An 18,999-nucleotide genomic window follows, 5' to 3' on the forward strand; every position below is an offset into this window, starting at 1 on the left:
GTACCGTTTTTCGGGCTCCATGAAAAAACGGATCATGCTGCTGACGGGCGGGTGCGTCCTGGTGAGCATGCTTGCCGTCAGCCTTTTCGCGTATTACCGCATTCAGGATATGGCACGTGAACAAGCACGCTTTGCCATTGCAGGGCAAACGCGCCTTCTGGCCCAGCGGATCGAGCTGAGTTTTGATTATCTGGCGCAGGATGTGCTTGCGACAGGGCGGGCCCTACCCATCGAGAATCTGGTGCGGGCCGACCGTCAAGGCGGGTTTGATCCTGTCAGCAATATGTCGCTTGATTTGCTCAAGATCCGACTGACAACCATTTTCAAAGCCTTCCTCGGGGGGCATTCAGCCTATCTTAATCTGCGGCTGGTCCGGGCCGATGAGGATGGCTAGTAACTCGTACGCGTTGACGAAACGCAATATGGACCTTTGAGCCGGCTGGCATTTGATCTTGGAACTCTGCGCGGCCATCCTTTGCTTGCGTTGGCGAGCAATGCCCCGGTGGATCAAGTCAGTTTTTCTATCCTCAATTCTGGCGATGCCAATAGCCGTACGCCGGAAGCCCTGTTGAAGCTCTATGCCTTCAAGCCGATCCTGGATGAGAAAACCAAAGGCATTTTTGGCTATCTGATTCTGGAGGTCAATTACGCAGAGTGGTTGCGCCAGACCTTCAATCAAACGCAAACGGCTGCTGACACCTACATCATCAATGACAAGCAGGACTATATGGAATTCCTGCCGTTTGGGGACAACAACCAAGGGTCTTTGCATCTTTTTGGTGCGCCCGATTATAAGCCTCCGTCTCTGATCAAGCAGGCCAGCATGTCGACCTACAGCGAAAGCATGCTGGAGACGCCAGATGCCATTGGCTACCTTATGCGTTACGATATCTCAGGGACATTGCCCAGCCGTCAGATCCTCATTTTGCTGAGTGAACCGAAGGCGTTGCTGATGGCGAACGCGCAAAGAGCGGTGATCCAGGTGGTGCTTTTCTCAGGGGCGATCATTGTCGTCAGCACTCTGCTGTCGCTGATCATGGCGCGCACGTTGATGAGTCCCTTGCATCGGCTGACATGGACCGTGCGGCAGAGTGATCAGGAGACACTTGCCAGCTCTCTGCCTGTCGGGCGAACCGATGAGATCGGCGATCTGGCGCGAACGCTGGCGACAAACTCACGCGCGTTGGTGGCGGAGAAGGTCCGTTCCAATGCAATTGTCGACAATGTGTTGGATGGCCTCATTCTCATTGATGATTACGGTCGCATCGAAAAGTTCAATCCCAGTTGCGAGAAAATTTTCGGCTACACGGCGCAGGAGGTTCTGGGACGCAATATTTCCATGTTGATGGCTGAACACATCGCCGTTGGTCACGACATGTTCCTGAAGCGCTATCGCGAAGGGCGTGGTGGTAAGATCGTGGAGACCATCCGGGAGTTGGAGGGATTGACGAAGGACGGCGAGCTTGTCCCGATCGAATTGGCGATCAACGTATTGAAGGCAAACGGTGAGACGAAGTTCAGCGGCGTCATTCGCGATATTACCGCCCGCAAGAAGGTTGAGATGCTGCGCTCGGAGTTCATCGCCACGGTGAGTCACGAATTGCGCACGCCTTTGACCTCGGTGCGAGGCTCTTTGGCCCTCGTCAATAAGCTGATGCCCGAAGAGGGGACCGAGGCTCCCCGGCGCATGTTGCATATGGCGCAGAAAAATACGGAACGTCTGATCTTGCTGGTGAATGACATTCTCGATTTTGAGAAACTGGAAGCACAGAAAATGGAGTTCTCGCTGGAAAGCGTGAATATCAGCGACGAGTTGCACAAGGCAGCGGAGTTGAATGACGGCTACGCAAGGGAAAAGGGTGTGTCCTTGCGCGTTGAGTATCCGACGACGCCGTTTTCCGTCGAAGTTGACCCGAACAGGTTCCAGCAAGTTCTTGGCAATTTGCTGTCGAACGCCTTCAAATTTTCTCATACGGATGGCGAAGTTGTGTTGCGCGCGGTTTTCAAATCAGGATCCGGTCGCATTGAGGTCGTCGACAAAGGCGCCGGGATTCCGCGGCCGTTCCAGGAGAATATTTTTTCGCCCTTCCTGCAGGCGGATAGCAGCTCGAAGCGCAAGCAGAGTGGCACAGGCCTGTAGGGCTGAACATTACCAAACGATTTGTTGACGCCATGGGAGGACGGATCGGGTTCATTTCAGTCGAAGGCCAGGGCACGACGTTCTGGATCGAGTTTTCGGCGGTGCCGGAAGAAGAGAAGCAGCTTGTTGGGCCTAACAAGAGTGCTCTGCTCGGTTTGCATCTGGAGGATGACCTTGATTTTGCTTACGTGTTGGCCGCGGCCCTACGAGACGATGTGACCTTGGTGCCTGTTTCGACAATGGATGAGGCGCGCGAACAATTGAAGAAGACGAAGTTCGATCTGCTGCTTCTGGATCGGTCTATTCAATATGAAAATGGCCTTGATCTGCTTGATGATCTGCCTCCGGATCAGGATCCGGCTATCATCGTTGTTTCTGCGATGGATCAGAAAATTAGAGATCCTCGCGTGGGAATGACGGTGGTGAAATCTCGGACAGATACAAGTGAACTTGTCGAGCTCATCAAAGCAGAAATTATAAAGAACAGGAAAAATATGGAGAATTTCGAGAATATATCTAATATTGCATAATGTAAAATTTTACATTGTTGAAGTTTATATTGGTAAAAATAAAGTTAAATATATTTTTAGATTTTAAGAATTATAATAAAATGAAAGATGTAAATGAGTATCAAAAGGGAATAAAGGCGTTAAATCATGAGCCGGCTTCCGGGTTTGACAATATTGATTTTAGATGATGATCCAGAGTTTCTGGAGCTTGCTACTCTTGCGCTTCAAGGTAGCGAAGACATGCAGGTCTATGGTGTGCAAACGGAGGCGGCCTTTTTCGAATTTCTGGAAACACGTCGCGTCGATTGCCTTCTGATCGATTATGATCTCGGGTCGACGACGGGTTTTTCTTTGGCGCATAAAGTCATGCAGATGCTGACACCTGCACCGCCGATGATCCTGATGACGGGAACCGGAAACGAGGCCATCGTCACCAAGGCGTTTCGCATTGGGTTCAATGATTATGTGTCGAAGCGCAAGTTCAGTAAACGGGAGTTGCAGGTGGCGATTGAGCGTACCGTGCAACGCCAGCGCGAGTTTGAGACCATCGTCCAGGAGCGTGATCTGCTGCGCAGTCAGCATCGGCTCGACCGCCTCACCGGCTTTTATTCTCAGGTCTACGTCCGTTCGCACATAGAGCGGCTTGTGGCCAAATGCAGCGCCAGACTGGCAGAGCGTGCAGCTCGGGTTCCCGTGGCAGCCCATGCCGGAGGGCATGAACGCCACTCTGGCAGCGAACCACGCCCCGGCAACGAAGACGACACGGGTTTTGTCATTGTTGCAACCTCCGTTCGGTATCTGCGCGACCTGCGCAAAACACTGGGGCAGACCAAAAGTGAGCGTCTTTTCCGCGACTTCTCTCGTCAGGTGGCAAAGTTGGATGTGAACGGAGCTCTGATCGGTCATCTGGATCTCATGACCGTCTGTTTCGTGGTTGAAAAGCGCATGAGCGATCTGGCGCTGTCGCATTTTACCGACCAGTTGAGGACTGGGGCCTGTTTCTTTCGCGACTCTTCGGAGCAGAAGTTGCAGATCGAGCCGACCATCAGTTGCGCGCGCTTTCCGGAAGATGCCAGCACAGCCGACCAATTGATCGAGATCTGTCTCGACCGCCTTGAGTTAGAGCGCTTGCAGTCTGTTGATACGCGCCGACTTGGCGACGAGGAGGCGGTACAGGCCGATCTTCCGCTGGATGAGAAGCTGGAAACGCTGGAGCCGATTCCGGATCGCCGCAGCAATGCCGAGGAGCCGCTCGACGATGAGCGACGCTCAAGTGAGGCTCCACGTCGCTATGAGCATCGTCGGCGTGTGTTCAAGTCCGGTGTGATCCATGTTGAAGCCTTGAACCTGAGTCTCGAATGTACCGTTCTGAACTTGTCCAGCAAGGGGGCTCTCTTGCGGGTGGAAGATGAATTCGTCGCCCCAAATCACTTCAAGCTGGTAGTCAATGGCTTGTCTGAAACCTTCCTGGTTGAGCGCCGTTGGCAGGTGCATGACGAAATCGGTGTGATGTTCGTTCGCTGACCAGCGCCGTTTTGTGAGATCGAGCGCAAATCTCTCCTGTCTGACAGGAGGCTGGCCATATTTTAAAACCGAACGACCAGCGGCATTTCGGTTGAAAAGGGTCTTTCAAATATATATACAGTTTAACTGTATTTAAAAAGCGCAATCACCGCTGCAGTTGCCGCGCGATTGCCGGAAGTGTAAGAGAAAGCATGTCGCATCGTTCGCCGAAAGAAGTTGTCCGCCTGTTCAACAAGGATGTCATTGAGGGAGGAGACCATGTGGTTTTCGAAGCGCTGATGGCTCCGGGGTTTATCAATCATGCTGCACCAGAGGGAGCGCCCAAAGGTCCAGAGGGCATGTGGAACACCTTTCAAAACATTCTGCGCCCGGCCTTGGCGGACATGAAAGTCACGATCCACGATCAGGTGGAAGAAGGTGGCAAGGTCGTGACCCGAAAGACGATCTCGGGACGTCACACAGGCACACTGGCGGGAATTGCTGCAACCGGACACCCGATCCACATTGACATCATTGATATCGTGCGCGTTGAAAACGGACAGTATGTCGAGCATTGGGGCATCAATACTTTGCCGTCGGTGCTCGCCGTCCTGAAGTCTCAGGCGGCCGCATCATAAGATGTGCTGGCCGGGCCTGTTTTGGGGCGGCTCGTGGACGCAGGTTTTCTGAGGTGGTCCGGAGCACTCAGGTGCCTGCGGTCCCGAGGCGCTGCAAGATCGCTGCGGCCTGACGTAGAATCTCCCGCTCGTCGGAGCTCACATTATGTGCGAGAGCGTTGGCGATCCAGGTATTGCGAGCGTGCCGGAAGGTGGTCAAAGACGTTCGCCCGCGGTCGCTCAGGGTGATACGCTGGCTGCGACCATCAGCAGGGTCGGGTTCTCGTGTGACAAGTGTCTCGCTCTCCATCTGATTGATGACAAGGCGCATGCTCTGGTGCTTGACATTGCGAAGCTTGGCAAGGTCGGTGATTGTCAATGCGCCACGTCTGTCCAGCAATCCCAGCGTTTCTTCCCGCGCCGTTGTTGGTGTGTCCGCCGACGCTCGCACCTGTCTTACAAAACCACCAATGGCCATGCGCAAGTCTTCGGCCAATGCCAAAAGCTCAGGTGTGACGGTCGTCTCGGAGGTCTGCGGATGTGGTGGGCGGCTTGGCATGAGGCAACAGTCTTTCTCGTGCGTGAAAAGCCCCTGAGTGCCGTCGCACCGATCAGCAGAAAAGGGCAGGACTGTCTTCTAGCTGAATTGGGCAAAGCGCAACAGCGGCACGGACTGTAAAACAGTCTCCATACCTGTCGCCCTGCCCAGAGGGCGACCATTCTTGTCAGATAAGTCTTTGAAAAGAATGGTCGGAGTGAGAGGATTCGAACCTCCGACCCCCTCGTCCCGAACGAGGTGCGCTACTACAGGCTGCGCTACACTCCGAACCTTTTATTTCAAGCCAGAGGCTTGTCGGGAACAGCAAGGTGTTAGCCTCGCTGATGTGGAGGCTGTGTATCACCGTGCCTTGCCTTCGGCAAGACCCAGTTTGAGGGTTATGTGACAAATTTTACCGTTTTCTCAGGGGATGTGGATGAGCGTCAATCATCCGGTGAGGGACAGGTGAGGGCGCTTTTCAGTGCGCTGCTGCCGTCCCTGCGATAAGGGAATGCTCTTGGGGAAAACTGCGCGTCGCAGGCTTGGAAAACGCAGGCACGGGACTTGCACAAGTCAGGTGGGAAAGCTATACACCGTCCTCACGGCATTGGGGTGTAGCCAAGCGGTAAGGCACCGGTTTTTGGTACCGGCATGCGCAGGTTCGAATCCTGCCACCCCAGCCAACTTTCCTGGACCTTGAAGAGATTTGACAGCACTGCGCTTGCATTGCGCGGTGGTTTTTGTCGGGCTGATCAGCTCCGGGGGCTTAGAGCGTGGCGCCGATCTTCCAGGGCACGAACTCATTGTCGCCGTATCCGAATTCTTCCGACTTGGTTTTCTTGCCTGAAGCCGTATCCAGCAGCAGCGCGTAGATGTCTGCCCCCATGGCCTCCAGCGCGACGCCTTCCGAAATGATTACACCGCAATCAATGTCAATGTCTTCGGCCATGGACCGGGCCAGCTCCGAATTGGACGACAGCTTGATCGAGGGGGCGGGTTTTGCGCCAAAGCAGGAGCCGCGCCCGGTCGTGAAGGCAATCAGATTGGCTCCACTGGCGACCTGTCCCGTGGCGGCCACCGGATCATAGCCGGGGCTGTCCATATAGACGAAGCCGGGTTGGTCGATCTTCTGCGCATAGGCATAGGCGCCCGAGACGGGAGCAAGGCCGCCCTTGGCCACCGCTCCCAGCGATTTTTCCAGAATGGTTGTCAGGCCGCCCTTCTTGTTGCCAGGGCTGGGGTTGTTGTCGAGCGAGGCGTTGTTGCGCTCGGCATAGTCGCGCCACCACGAGATCATATCCTTGATTTTCTGGCCGGTGTCGGCATCCGCCCGGGCAATGAGCAGATGTTCCGCGCCATAGATCTCCGGCGTTTCCGACAGGATGGACGTGCCGCCCGCGGCGACCAGCATGTCGGAGGCAACGCCCAGCGCCGGGTTGGCGGTGATGCCGGAAAACCCGTCGGAGCCGCCGCATTGCATGCCCAATGTCAGTTTGGAGACGGGTTGCTCGCTGCGCGTGTCCGTGTTTGCTTTTTCGCAGATCGGCTCCAGTAACTCCAACGCGCGGCGCACGGCAGAGCGAGAGCCACCAACATCCTGAATGTTGAAGGTCTGGTAACGGTCCTTGGTCCAGTCCGTCGGCGGATAGAGGGTCAACTGGTTGACCTCACACCCGAGGCCGATGATCAGCACACCGCCGAAATTCGGATGGTCGCGGTAGCCTTTCAAGGTGCGCACCAGCGTGTCGAAGCCTTCACCGCGATTGGCCATGCCGCAGCCCTGATCATGGATCAGCGGTGCGAAGCCATCAATATTGGGAAAGCGTGGCAACAGCGTGCGGTTGGCTTCCATGGCAATGGTGTTGCACACGGTGGTCGAGCAATTCACCGACGCGATGATGCCGATGAAGTTGCGCGTGCCGGCGCGGCCATTCGGGCGCTCAAACCCCATGAATGTCTGGCGGGCAGGTGCATCATGGCGGCTTCCGGTGAACGCGCTTTGGTCCGAATGCGTTTCGGAGAGGGCACAATTGTGCGAATGGACATGGTCACCAATGGCGATGTCGGCGGTTGCCTCGCCCATCACCTGACCGTACTTCACCACAGGCGCACCTTTGGTCATAGCCTTGCGGGCTATCTTGTGGCCGCGCGGGATTGGCTGTCGCGCGGTGATGCCCTCCAGCATCGTGCCTTCGGCAAGGTCGCTCAGGGCAACGGCCACAGTGTCGGCGGTGTTGAGTGTCATCAGCTTGGGGGCCATGGTGATTGCGTCCATTTGTGCTGGCACCGGACCCGGTGGTCGGCAAACCCTCATTTGCCGCCGTCAGCCGGTGCTGTGTGCTGACCCATGCCTCGTTCAGGCGTGGGTCGTCTCCTCTATTCTGTTTTTTATTTATAAAGTACATTTGCCGTCAAATGGTTTTTTGGCGTAGATCTGGCATGATTGCGCAAAAAGGGAATGCTGCTGCTTGGCCCGTCATAATCTGACCTTCAAAACAGCCTTCAATGCTCTGCTGGACCATCTGCGCCTGTTGACGCCGGGCGACCGGTTGGGGCCGGAAACGGAGTTGGCGGAGCAGCTTTCAGCCAGTCGCACCACGGTGCGCAATGTTCTCACGCGCTTGACAGAGCAGGAACTGGTGTCGTGGCAGGGCCGCGACAAGCTGCTGCTGCGACCGCCTCAGGCCGCGGATTATTTCGAGACTGACGAGGTGGAAAGCGCTTCGGAGAAGCTGGAGCGGCAGTTTCTGGAATGGATCTTGCGCGGTGATGTGCCGCCGGGCACGGCGCTGGCGGAGAGCGATCTGGCGCGCCGGTTCGAGGTGCCTCTAGCGACGGTGCGCGACTTTCTCATCCGTTTTCAGCCCTTTGGTCTCATTGAAAAACAGCCCAATCGGCACTGGCTGCTGAAAGGGTTCACTTTGGCATTTGCCCGTGAGATGTTCGATGTGCGCGAGATGATGGAACGGCTGGCGTTTACGCGTCTGCTGGAGCGCGCACACGAACCGCAGTTTCGTGAGGAATTACAAGCTCTGCAAGACGCCCATGCCGGATTGCTGACGCAAGACGACGTTCATATGCGCGATTTCCCCGCCCTGGATGCGCGCTTTCATCGGCTGATTTCCGCAGCGTCTGGCAATCGTTTCATCGACGACTTCATAGGTCGGATCTCAATTATCGTGCATTATCATTATCAATGGAACAAGCGTGATGAAGTGGTGCGCAATCGCGCGGCCATTGCAGAACATTTGCGGGTACTGGAGGCCTGTCTGGCAGGGCGGGAGACAGAGGCTCGCGCAGCTTTCGAGGAACATATGCGTATTGCGCGCGGCAACCTGATGAGCTCTGTCAACTGGAGTTGAGATCAACCTGCCGGGGGCTGACAAACGTCCACCCATTCGGCCTGTGTGATGTCGGCCATTTGCGTCGGGGTAATGCGCACTGCCGCATTGCGGGCACCGGCGGCCGGCAGCACTTCGTCAAAGGCCTTGAGGCTTTCGTCGCAATAAACCTTGATCGGTTGTGCCAGACCAAAGGGGCAGACACCGCCGACCGGATGGCCAGTCATCTCTTCAACCTGCTCCAGTGGCAGCATCTTGATCTTTGCACCAAAGGCAGCTTTGGCCTTTTTGTTGTCGATGCGTGCGTCGCCGCGGGCCACCAGCAGGAACACATCCTCCTTGACGGAAAACGACAGTGTCTTGGCAATCTGGCCGGGAGCGACGTCATGTGCTGCCGCAGCTTCCATCACGGTGGCGCTACTGGCCTCCGTTTCCAAAACGATAAGGTCGGGAGCAACCTTGCTCAAGTGATTACGCACGCTGTCCAGGCTCATGATGGCTCCTGATGGGGGCGGGACGGGAAAGAAATTCACGAGCACGAGATCGTACCGAGCGGGACGGCTACAGGCAAGTCCTTTGCGTACTCGAAGATGCACCTGTCTGCGGCCAAGCCATCAGGCGAAATGAGGGGCGGGGGTGTAGCGGTCGGGCAGGGGAACGCGCGGTGCCTTACCGGAGATCTCGGCAATGAGGGCTTCTGCAATCAGATGGGCGATACCAAAGGAGATCTTGAAGCCGCCCGTTGCTGCATAGAGCCGCTCGTGGCCCGGCAGCAAACCGACGATGGGTTCTCGGGTGTTGGATCGGGGACGCACGCCTGCCCATTCGCTGACAATGGCTTTGCCTTGCAGTGATGGGCAGAAGGCGGTGGCGCGGGCGACCAGATCACGGGTTGCCTCCGGCTCGATCACCGTGTCGGTCGCGTGGCGGATGGAGGTGCTGCCCACGGCCACCGTGCCATCGTCATGCGGGACGACATAAAGTCCGTCGCAATAGATTGCGGGCTGATGAGCCAGATCCATGCCCTCCAGCAGCAGAGCCTGACCTTTTTCGCCACGACCAATGCTATGTCCTGTGGCACGTTCGATCTCGGCATAGGCGGCGGGTCCATTGGCCAGAACGACCCGGTCGGCCGACAGCACCAGATCGGAGGTATCGGTTTCGACCGTGCCAGTTGCAGCGTCAAAGCCCAGGTAGTGGGTCTTTTCGAACAAGCCGTCTTGACGGCGTACCAACTCTGCAAGCGCGAGAAGGTAGGCCATCGGCTGAACGCGCGCTGCGAGTGTTTCATAAACGATGCCGAATGGGGCTGCGGTGGCCTCCAGCCATTGGCTGCGGCTGCCAGCAGGTTCAACCTGGTAGGTGAAGCCGGTTTCTTGCGAATGCCAGCGCTGGATTGCCTCGTCGGCGCGCTCCTGATGATGCGCCAGCTTGTCTTCGCTTGTCAGCGGTAAAATGCGTCCGCAGCGGCGATAGCCTGTCGAAAGACCACTTTCGGCTTCCAGCGTTCGGATATCATCTTCCAAAGTCACCAAAGCCTGAAACTGGAACTCTTTCTTGGCATTCCAGCGCGCCGGCATGTGTGGCATCAATGCACCCAGAACACCACCGCTGGCCCCGGCTCCCACATGCGCTTGCTCAATCACTGCAACGCTGTAGCCCTCCGACATCGCCTTGCGCGCAATCGACAGACCAAAAATGCCGGCACCGATGATGGCAAGGTCAACGTGGCGCTGTAACGGCTTGGGCATAAGGGCATCCTGTGAGCATGAGGTGTGTCAGCAACACAAGACCTCATGGCTTTATCTCTGGTGTGGCTCGTCCTAAAAGGAGCAGCACCTTGTGGCAAGCACTCTGTTACAGGCTGAAGAGAGGACGAACGAGAAAAATGGCGACTGACGGACCTTGGCTCTGGCATCCAAGCGCCCGATATCGAATGGCTGGAGGATGGCGTGCCACGAGCCACGGCCTTCGAGGATACCTATTTTTCTCGGGCAGGGGGGCTGGAGGAAACACAACATGTGTTTCTGGCAGGCAATGGTCTGCCCGAGCGCTGGGCGCAAGAGGAGGCATTCACCATCGCCGAGTTCGGCTTTGGCACGGGGCTGAATTTCCTCACGACCCTTGCGGCGGTCTCCCAATGCCAACAGACACCGCGCCTGACGTTCGTTTCGTTCGAACTTTATCCCATGTCGCGGGACCAGCTTGAGCAGGCGCTGGCACCTTGGCCCTCGCTTGCGTCGCAGGCGCAAGAGTTGCTGTCTCGCTGGTCGCCAGAACGCGGTTGGAATGTTTTGGAGTTTGGACCCGCGCGGCTGATCCTTGCGCTCGGCGATGCACGCTCCATGGTGGCAGATCTTGCGGAGATCCTGACAGCCCATCAGGCTGGGCCGGTCGATGCATGGTTTCTTGATGGTTTTTCGCCCTCGCGCAATCCGCAGCTTTGGGAACTTCCTCTGTTGCAACACGCCTTTGAGGCCACACGCCCCGGCGGCACATTGGCAACCTATACGGCGGCGGGGTGGGTGCGACGTAATCTGCAGGCGGCTGGCTTTGACATCTCCAAGACCAAGGGCTTCAAGGGCAAGCGCGAAATGGTCATTGGCCAGCGCCCTCTAGCAGACACAGACACAGGTTTACAGGCAACAAGCATGACTGCGCAGACTGGAAGTGAGTTGCAGGTCATATCCCTGGGCGACATATCAGACGATGTCTGATCCTCAGCTCTTTGATGGATCCCGATGAAGCGCGATTTCCTCATCGCGTGCCAGCGCTTCTTCGTGAGCATCGGAGCGGGCGGCATTGTCATCCAGAAGATCTTCAGCCAGCGCTTGCGGATCCTGCCGGTCATTCGCCAAACGTGAGATGTGCTCCTGGATCTTCGGCTCACGTGCCATGAAACGCTTGTAGTCGGCGCTCGACAGTGTCAGCAGCTGGCAATAGCCAAGCGCGACGACATCGGCCATGCGCGGATTGCCGGTGATCAAAGCGATTTCCCCGAACATTTCACCACGCCCGAGACGGAAGACATGCGTTTCGGTGCGCACTTCCACAGCGCCGGATGAGATAAAAAACGCCGTATCACCACGCCCGCCTTGCTGGATCAGCCGCTCGCCGGGCACGGCAAATTGCGGATGCATGAGCTTGGCAATCTGGTGCAACCGATCGTGAGACAGATCGGCAAACAGGGCATGTTGCGCCAGCAGATCAAGGGTATTCAACCCCAGATCCAGCCGCGGCTTCCGCTCGCTGATGCGCAGTTGCCGCAGTTCCTTGTTCAGGTCCGAATGCAGTTCCGCGCCAATCAGCGCATGTTCGCGTGCCTCGATGTAGGCAGCATCTTCCATCCGCATGGCGCTTCGACGCAACATGGTGGCTTCCAGCGCATCGGCATAATCGGGATATTGCAGACGCATGGCTTCCTGTCCGCGGGTGATGTCCTCCAGCCGGTTCTCCAGAGTGCGCTCAAGAATATCGGCAACGCGCCCGCCGAACAGCGGCTCGATGCGATCCCGGTTGAAGCGGATCAGCTCGGCCAGCGCTGATGCCTGTCCCCATCAGATATTCGAAGCGATATTCCAGCAAGCCCGCCAGATAAAACTGGATCTTGAAGCGCCTATGCAGCCATTGCCCGAGCTGGTAGCGAAACCCGAAATTCAAGGGATGACGCGCAGCGCCGATGTATCCGGCACGGCCTTCAGCCAGCGTGCGGTCGAAAATCCGTCCTGCGTGGGCCAAATGCAAGGCGACGGAGCGGCTGGAGACGATTTTTTCATAGAATCGTTTCAACACCAATTCCCGTTCCCGATCGGCAAGGGCAATCAGTCCCAGCGTCACACGCTGCTTGTCCGTCAGATCTTCCTGCGAGTTGGCTTCGGCTGCGGCTTGTTCCGCGCGGCTGCGATAGGCCTCGATGACCGGACCAGCGACAGTTCTTTCAATGCCGTGGCGCGAGGCTGTTTTTTCCAGATCCTGCTCCACGTCGGATAGCACCAGCGCCTGAAACTGATTGCGCAGCGCCTTGTCGCGTGGTGAGAGCTGGTTCATCTTCAAAAGCGCAATCAGTGGCTTCAGGCTGGTGCCATAGACCAGCAATGTGAACAGTACAAAACTGGTCGATAATTTGGTGATGAAGCTGGTGGCCTCGGGCGAAATAAGGGCATTCTCAGATACACTCAACGCCAGCGTCAGCGTAACGGCGCCGCGCATTCCCCCCACAGCATCACTGTCTTATAGCCGGTGCTGACTTCCTAGCCGATCTTGAAACGTGTCAAAAGCGGAAGCACTCCGAAAATGACGATGGCCCGCGAGGTCAGGGCAGTCAGGACGAGCACCCCCAAAAGAAGGAAGTCGACCGCATCAAACCCTTGCACCAGATGCGGAATCAAAATGGCAGCGAGAATGAAAATGAAGGACGACGCCCAGAAGTCGATCTGCTCCCACACATCATGCAGAAACTTCCAATTGTCGGGTGCAATGCGCGAGGGGCCAGACAGATTGAAGACGATCCCCGCCGAGACCACTGCGACGACCGCTGACACATCCGCAATCTGATCGGCCATGACGTAGATAAGATAGGGCAGGGCCAGACTGACTGTGACTTGTGCAAGACGTAGATCTCGCAGCAAAGGCAATAGCATGACGAACAGCCGGGCCACCAGCCAGCCCGCCAGAATACCGCCAGCGAAGGAACGTACGAAGGCCATGGCGGCTTGCATTGGATCAGGATGCCCGCCGCTGATCAGCATGCGCGACAAAATGACGAAGAGCACAATGGCGGCAGCGTCATTGAGCAGACTTTCACCCTCGACGATGCGTCCGAGACGCGCCGGAGCACCGATGTCGCGGAAGATGTCGACCACCGCGATAGGATCCGTGGTGGCGACGATGGCGCCGAGCAGCAGGCAGACCACAAGCGGCATTCCGGACAACGGATAAAGTGCAAAGCCGATGAAGAAGGTTGCCATGAACACGGCGACGATGGCCATCACCAGGATCGGTCCGGCGTCCTCGATGACGCGCCGGAAATCCAGTGTCAGCGCGGTCTGAAACAACAGGATCGGCAGGAAGACATACAGAATTTGCTGGGCATCCAGCGGCACATGCACGAAGACGGCGGCGATCCGGTCAAAGGCGCTCGTGCTGGTGGTGTAGAGCAGATACGTCGCACTGATCCCGATCAACGTGCCGACCAGAGCCAGAAGCACACTCGGGGAAAGCCCGAACCGTCGCGCCAACGGTTGGAGCAGAGCAATGATGACGAGAAGGCCAGCAAAAGCCGAGATCAGAATGGGTGTCTGCATTTTTCAAATGTGACAAGGGAATAGGCCCCTGACAAGGCAGGCTAACGCTTTCCCCATTCTCCTTGAGGCTTTCCAACAGCCAAAGTTGCGGCTGTGTCTTTAAATCAGTCCTTCAGATGCTTCAGGTCTGTGCGTCTTGCTTTTCCTTGGCCAGCGCCGTGGCCTTGCGCTCCGACAGCCAGATGCCGATCAGCACGAGAGCCAGCGCAATGGCGTGATAAAGGTGGAAGGCCTCTCCCAAAAGCACAATAGCGAGGATCGGGCCGAAGATGGGCACCAGATTGATGAAGATGCCTGCCCGCGCCGGACCGATCAGTTCGACTCCGCGCATGAACAGCATCCTGGCTGAGAAGCGATGGTAAAAAAGCGATGTAGAGCACCACCAGCCAGCCATGGGAGGTCGGCCATTGCACGGTGCCGGTGATGATTTCATAGCTGACGACGGGAAGGGAAACGAACGCCGCAATGCAGGCCAGAACCGTGAAGAAAACCATCGCGGAGACCTGCGGTCGATTGCGCAGTCCCAGCGTGTAGGCGCCATAACACAGGCAGGCAATAAGCATGTAGCCATCGCCCGGATTGATCGACAGGCTCAGCAGCGTTTGCAGGCTGCCTTGCGACGCGACCATTGCTACACCGATCAGTGTGGTGACAATGCCGACGGCTTGCAGCAGGCGGATTGGCGTTTTGTAGATCAAGGCCGCGCCGACGAGCACCAGAACCGGCATGCCGCCCTGAATGATGCCGAGGTTGACGGCGGTGGTGTCATGCGCCGCGATATAAAACAGCGAATTGAACGCCGTGAAGCCAAGGCTGGCAATGACGACCATCTTCGGGAAATACGGCCGGATCAACGGCCACTCACGCTTTAGGTGGCGCATCTGAAATGCCAGCATGACGGCCGCCACGATGATCCAGCGCAAAGCGACAATGGCCAGCGGTGAGACTTCACCAATCGCAAGACGCCCGGCCACGGTATTGCCGCCCCAAAAAAGGGTGCAGACCAAAAGAAGGACGTAGGCGTTCGAATTGAGACGTTCCGCGAGGGCACGAAGACCGGCAAACATGGCGTTTCCTAGTGTGGATTTCGCCGTCAACGGTCACGTAGAGGCGGGCAAGCGGCGTTTTGATTGTCTTCTCCCTTTACAGGAAAAACGCCGCCCCGCAAGGTCGGGAAACCTTATCATCGGTCTATTCGTTAATACTGGGGACCGGTTTTTGGTTCAAGTGGTGCAAAACGACCGTTGCGCTGACGATCAAGCTCTGTGAAAAAGAGAGCTTACAGCGCCCGACTGGCCACACGCATTGCGTATGTGTTGGCTGGTGCCTCACCGCGCCCTCCATAATCTTGACAGACGACCTTCCGGGAGAAACCTGAATGATTGCCAGAACAGATGCTTTCGGCCTTGGCGTGGCTTCACAGCTTTACGACTTCATCAACGCCGAAGTGTTACCGGGAACCGGGCTTGACGCAGACGGCTTCTGGCAGGGCTTTGCTGCTATCGTCAATGATCTGGTGCCGGACAACCGGGCGTTGCTGAAGGTTCGCGATGCGTTTCAAGTGAAGTTGGACAGCCTGGCACAGGGAACATCCCGGAGTTCCGGATACAGAGCGCTATACGGCCTTTCTCAAGGACATTGGCTATCTTGTCGAGGCGAAAGAGCCTTTCAAGGTGACAAGCTAGGGGCTTGATCCGGAAATCACAACAGTTGCCGGGCCGCAGCTTGTGGTGCCGATCACCAATGCCCGCTACGCTCTGAATGCTGCGAACGCACGCTGGGGATCTCTCTATGATGCGCTTTACGGCACGGATGCGATGGGGTCTCTGCCGTCCGGCAAAGACTATGATGCAGCCCGTGGGCAGGACGTCATCGCCTATGCCCGCAAGCTTTTGGACCAGTCCGCACCGCTTGTGGGCACAAATTGGGCTGATGTCGACCGGCTGACCATTCAAGACGCGGCGCTGGTGTGTCATGTGGCCGATGCCCAGTTCGCGCTTGGTAATCCGGCGCAGTTGACAGGCTATATTGGTGATCCGGCAGCGCCTCAGACCGTGCTTTTGGCGCGCAATGGCCTGCATCTGGAAATTATCATTGATGGCACCAGCCCGATCGGCAAGATCGACAAGGCACAGATCTCTGACGTGATCGTAGAGGCGGCCATGTCGACCATCATGGATTGCGAGGATTCAGTTGCAGCCGTTGATGCAGATGACAAGGTTCTGGTCTATCGCAACTGGCTTGGTCTGATGAAGGGAACGTTGGAAGCATCCTTCCAGAAGGGCGGCGAAACGGTCACCCGTCGGATGAATGCGGATCGCACCTATACCGCACCAAAGGGGGCGGAGCCGGTCACGTTGCATGGTCGTTCGCTTCTGTTGGTCCGCAATGTCGGTCATTTGATGACAAGCAATGCCATTTTGACCGAGGATGGACAGGAAGTGCCCGAAGGCATCATGGATGGTGTCATTACCTCGCTGATCGCCTTGCATGACATTGGCACTAATGGCGTGCATCTCAACAGCCGGGCCGGCTCCATTTATATCGTCAAGCCGAAGATGCATGGCCCGGACGAAGTTGCGTTCGCCACGCGGCTGTTCGAGCGTATCGAAAAATTGCTGGCGCTGCCCCATGCGACCTTGAAGATGGGTATTATGGACGAAGAGCGCCGGACTTCTGTCAATCTGTCGGAGTGCATTCGTCAGGCGCAGGACCGGGTGTTCTTCATCAACACGGGCTTTCTCGATCGCACCGGCGACGAAATGCATTCGACGATGGAGGCCGGGCCAATGCTGCGCAAGGGTGATATGAAGTCCGCCACGTGGATCAGCGCTTATGAGAACAACAACGTTGATGTCGGGCTTGCAGCAGGTCTTCCGGGCCACGCCCAGATTGGCAAGGGCATGTGGGCAATGCCCGATCTGATGCATGATATGATGGAGCAGAAGATGGGACATCCGCTCGCAGGCGCGTCAACAGCCTCGGGTGCCATCCCCCACCGCCGCGACCCTGCATGCGCTGCATTATCACAAGGTGGATGTCGGGGCGAGGCAGAAGGAGTTGTCCGCCCGCAAGCCGGCCAGCCTCGATGGACTTCTGACCGTGCCTGTGGTGGAGCGTCCTAATTGGGCAACTGAGGATATTCAGGCCGAGCTCGACAACAACGCACAAGGGATTTTAGGCTACGTCGTGCGTTGGGTTGATCAGGGCATTGGCTGTTCCAAAGTGCCGGACATCAACAATGTCGGTTTGATGGAAGACCGCGCCACCTTGCGCATTTCTTCGCAGCACATTGCCAATTGGTTGCGTCATGGCGTTTGCAGTGAAGCGCAGGTGATGGAAACGCTCAAGCGCATGGCCAAGGTCGTGGATGGTCAGAATGCCGGTGATGCGGCGTATCGGCCTATGGCGGACGACTTTGATGGCTCGATTGCTTTTCAGGCCGCGTGCGAACTGGTGTTTGAAGGCGTCAAGCAGCCCAACGGTTATACCGAGCCTGTGCTGCATCGCCGTCGCCGTGAAGCCAAGGCTGCGCATCGCGCTTGATCCTGCGCGTCGCAGACAGGTTGTAAGATTAAACCGTCCCGGCCATCGCGCCGGGACTTGTTTTTTCACGGGAGGTTCGGTCTGTCTTAACGATAGGAGCAGGCCCGAGTTAATGGCCGAACGGCAGGTGGATTTCTGCCACAAGGCCTCCGTCGGGATGCAATGACAGGCCGATGGTGCCGCCATGCGAGTGGATGATCGAGCGGGCAATCGACAGACCCAGCCCAATGCCGCCAGTGGCCTCGCTGCGGCTTTCTTCCAGTCGAACAAAAGGTTCGAACACATCTTCCAGTCGGTTGCGCGGAATGCCGGGGCCATGATCCCGAATGCGTACCACGGCGTGGTGGCCTTCGTGATGCAGGGTCATTTCGACCCTTTCACCGTAGCGCACACCGTTTTCGATCAGGTTGCGCAAGGCGCGGCGCAGGGCCATGGGCCGACACGGCAGAATGATCTTTTCGTTTGGATCTTCAAAGCAGACGTCATGACCGATGTCCTGCTGATCCGCGGCAAGGCTTTCCAGCAGGCTGCCGAAATCGGTGTTGCTGACGACTTCCGATTTTGAATCTTCGCGGGCAAAAGAGAGGGTTGCCTCGGTCATCTGGCTCATTTCGTCGAGCGTTGCGACAATCTTTTCGCGGTTTTCATCGTCGTCAACGAACTCGGCGCGGATGCGCAGCGAGGTGATGGGGGTGCGCAGATCGTGGCTGATGGCGGCCAGCATCCGGGTTCTGTCGCGCACGAAGCGTGTCAGCCGGTTTTGCATGTCGTTGAAGGCGTGCGTCAGTGTGACCACTTCGGCGGGGCCTTCGACCGGTAACTCTGGAATGTCTTCCCCGCGGCCCAGCCGGTCGGCCGCCGCCGCAAGGCGGCGCAAGGGCGCTGCCAGCCGGCGCATGACCAGCCAGACGATGGCAAGGACCGCAAGTGCCATCAGCGCAAGCTGTGTTCCCAGCGCCTGAAGATTGGCGGGCGGTGGGCGATAATTGGCAATCACGTTAAGCCACTGGCCATTGGTCAGGCGGATCGAAAGCCGCATATCGGGTTCCAAAGCCCAATGGGGCAGGGGATGGTTGTCTCTACGGGGCCCCCACCAGGAGGTGCTGCTGGCCTGATCAAGTTGTTTGCGCAGGTTGTCGGCGTGCGCGGCCGGGGCATCGAGTTCGGCACGAACGGTGTTCTGGGGAGGCAGCTTGCTCTCCAGAAAACCGGCAAAGCGTTTGTCACTCCGGGTCGGCTCTTTGCGCACCGGTTCGAAAGGAGGGCCGATGAAGAACAGCGTCGACTGGCTGCCGACTGACCGCAGAATACGGTGATGATAATCCAGTGGCGTGTCTTCAAGCAGACGGGCAATCGCTGTTGTGCGCACGACAATATCGATGCGCGCCGCCCGGATCAGCGCATGCCGACGCTCATCATGAAACAGCCATGTGGTGACTGCCTGCACCACCACCATGGCCAGTAGCATCAATAGCGTCAGTTGCATACCAAGTGACATGCGC

At 57.2% G+C, this 18,999-nt stretch carries 16 protein-coding genes, 2 tRNA genes and 2 pseudogenes; 9 read left to right on the forward strand and 11 right to left on the reverse strand.

Annotation, left to right across the window (positions count from 1 at the left end; translation table 11 throughout):
- Nucleotides 1–61: 61 nt before the first annotated feature.
- The 5 genes from AC0L7U_RS16600 (at nucleotide 62) to AC0L7U_RS16620 (ending at nucleotide 4,790) form a co-directional block, all read left to right on the forward strand.
- Nucleotides 62–394, forward strand: coding sequence for a hypothetical protein (locus AC0L7U_RS16600; RefSeq protein WP_473692243.1), 333 nt, complete (start codon nucleotides 62–64; stop codon nucleotides 392–394).
- 36 nt (nucleotides 395–430) lie between these two features.
- Entirely contained in the window at nucleotides 431–2,140 is a 1,710-nt protein-coding gene (locus tag AC0L7U_RS16605; RefSeq protein WP_473692245.1) for a PAS domain S-box protein, read from the forward strand.
- A 32-nt stretch (nucleotides 2,141–2,172) separates the two neighbouring features.
- Entirely contained in the window at nucleotides 2,173–2,670 is a 498-nt protein-coding gene (locus AC0L7U_RS16610; RefSeq protein ID WP_473692247.1) for a response regulator, read from the forward strand.
- Nucleotides 2,671–2,796: 126 nt separating this feature from the next.
- Nucleotides 2,797–4,173 carry a response regulator gene (locus tag AC0L7U_RS16615; protein ID WP_473692249.1) on the forward strand — a complete coding sequence of 459 codons (1,377 nt, stop codon included), beginning with the start codon at nucleotides 2,797–2,799 and terminating at the stop codon, nucleotides 4,171–4,173.
- 191 nt (nucleotides 4,174–4,364) lie between these two features.
- A complete protein-coding gene (locus AC0L7U_RS16620) occupies nucleotides 4,365–4,790 on the forward strand; it encodes an ester cyclase (RefSeq protein WP_473692251.1) in 426 nt (141 codons plus the stop codon).
- Nucleotides 4,791–4,857: 67 nt separating this feature from the next.
- Here AC0L7U_RS16620 and AC0L7U_RS16625 read toward each other — a convergent pair whose 3' ends face one another.
- Both AC0L7U_RS16625 and AC0L7U_RS16630 read right to left on the reverse strand, forming a co-directional pair.
- Complete coding sequence (locus tag AC0L7U_RS16625; protein ID WP_473692253.1) at nucleotides 4,858–5,328, reverse strand: MarR family winged helix-turn-helix transcriptional regulator; 471 nt, start codon at nucleotides 5,326–5,328, stop codon at nucleotides 4,858–4,860.
- Nucleotides 5,329–5,516: 188 nt separating this feature from the next.
- A tRNA-Pro gene (locus AC0L7U_RS16630) sits at nucleotides 5,517–5,595 on the reverse strand.
- 320 nt (nucleotides 5,596–5,915) lie between these two features.
- Here AC0L7U_RS16630 and AC0L7U_RS16635 point away from each other — a divergent pair.
- Nucleotides 5,916–5,990, forward strand: a tRNA-Gln gene (locus AC0L7U_RS16635).
- An 83-nt stretch (nucleotides 5,991–6,073) separates the two neighbouring features.
- Here AC0L7U_RS16635 and AC0L7U_RS16640 read toward each other — a convergent pair.
- Nucleotides 6,074–7,582, reverse strand: coding sequence for a UxaA family hydrolase (locus AC0L7U_RS16640; protein WP_473692255.1), 1,509 nt, complete (start codon nucleotides 7,580–7,582; stop codon nucleotides 6,074–6,076).
- 193 nt (nucleotides 7,583–7,775) lie between these two features.
- Here AC0L7U_RS16640 and AC0L7U_RS16645 point away from each other — a divergent pair, with 193 nt between their 5' ends.
- Nucleotides 7,776–8,669, forward strand: coding sequence for a GntR family transcriptional regulator (locus AC0L7U_RS16645; RefSeq protein WP_473692257.1), 894 nt, complete (start codon nucleotides 7,776–7,778; stop codon nucleotides 8,667–8,669).
- 2 nt (nucleotides 8,670–8,671) lie between these two features.
- On the opposite strand, the gene AC0L7U_RS16650 is transcribed toward AC0L7U_RS16645, so the two are convergent.
- Together AC0L7U_RS16650 and AC0L7U_RS16655 are read right to left on the reverse strand one after the other, a co-directional pair.
- Nucleotides 8,672–9,142, reverse strand: a complete 471-nt coding sequence (locus AC0L7U_RS16650; RefSeq protein ID WP_473692259.1) for a YbaK/EbsC family protein — start codon at nucleotides 9,140–9,142, stop codon at nucleotides 8,672–8,674.
- A 120-nt stretch (nucleotides 9,143–9,262) separates the two neighbouring features.
- Complete coding sequence (locus AC0L7U_RS16655) at nucleotides 9,263–10,399, reverse strand: NAD(P)/FAD-dependent oxidoreductase (RefSeq protein ID WP_473692261.1); 1,137 nt, start codon at nucleotides 10,397–10,399, stop codon at nucleotides 9,263–9,265.
- Nucleotides 10,400–10,600: 201 nt separating this feature from the next.
- Between AC0L7U_RS16655 and mnmC2 the strand changes: the two genes are divergently transcribed.
- Nucleotides 10,601–11,365 carry a tRNA (5-methylaminomethyl-2-thiouridine)(34)-methyltransferase MnmC2 gene (gene mnmC2, locus AC0L7U_RS16660; protein ID WP_473692263.1) on the forward strand — a complete coding sequence of 255 codons (765 nt, stop codon included), beginning with the start codon at nucleotides 10,601–10,603 and terminating at the stop codon, nucleotides 11,363–11,365.
- A gap of 3 nt (nucleotides 11,366–11,368) precedes the next feature.
- Here the strand turns inward: mnmC2 and AC0L7U_RS16665 are convergent, their stop codons facing one another.
- From AC0L7U_RS16665 to AC0L7U_RS16685, 5 genes and pseudogenes are all read right to left on the reverse strand, one after another.
- The gene (locus AC0L7U_RS16665) at nucleotides 11,369–12,064 is read right to left on the reverse strand and encodes a cyclic nucleotide-binding domain-containing protein (RefSeq protein ID WP_473692265.1); all 696 of its coding nucleotides are present in this window, start codon (nucleotides 12,062–12,064) and stop codon (nucleotides 11,369–11,371) included.
- Nucleotides 12,065–12,113: 49 nt separating this feature from the next.
- Complete coding sequence (locus AC0L7U_RS16670; protein ID WP_473692267.1) at nucleotides 12,114–12,857, reverse strand: hypothetical protein; 744 nt, start codon at nucleotides 12,855–12,857, stop codon at nucleotides 12,114–12,116.
- 41 nt (nucleotides 12,858–12,898) lie between these two features.
- Nucleotides 12,899–13,951 carry a cation:proton antiporter gene (locus tag AC0L7U_RS16675; RefSeq protein ID WP_473692269.1) on the reverse strand — a complete coding sequence of 351 codons (1,053 nt, stop codon included), beginning with the start codon at nucleotides 13,949–13,951 and terminating at the stop codon, nucleotides 12,899–12,901.
- Between the two features lie 121 nt (nucleotides 13,952–14,072).
- Nucleotides 14,073–14,522, reverse strand: coding sequence for an EamA family transporter (locus tag AC0L7U_RS16680; RefSeq protein ID WP_473695874.1), 450 nt, complete (start codon nucleotides 14,520–14,522; stop codon nucleotides 14,073–14,075).
- A gap of 112 nt (nucleotides 14,523–14,634) precedes the next feature.
- Nucleotides 14,635–15,018: pseudogene (locus AC0L7U_RS16685) on the reverse strand (DMT family transporter); the annotation flags it as partial.
- 311 nt (nucleotides 15,019–15,329) lie between these two features.
- Between AC0L7U_RS16685 and AC0L7U_RS16690 the strand changes: the two are divergent.
- Nucleotides 15,330–17,497: pseudogene (locus AC0L7U_RS16690) on the forward strand (malate synthase G).
- A 109-nt stretch (nucleotides 17,498–17,606) separates the two neighbouring features.
- Here the strand turns inward: AC0L7U_RS16690 and AC0L7U_RS16695 are convergent.
- Nucleotides 17,607–18,995, reverse strand: a complete 1,389-nt coding sequence (locus AC0L7U_RS16695; RefSeq protein WP_473692271.1) for an ATP-binding protein — start codon at nucleotides 18,993–18,995, stop codon at nucleotides 17,607–17,609.
- Nucleotides 18,996–18,999: the final 4 nt, after the last annotated feature.

The organism is Roseibium sp. 10G30-5 (assembly GCF_055809635.1).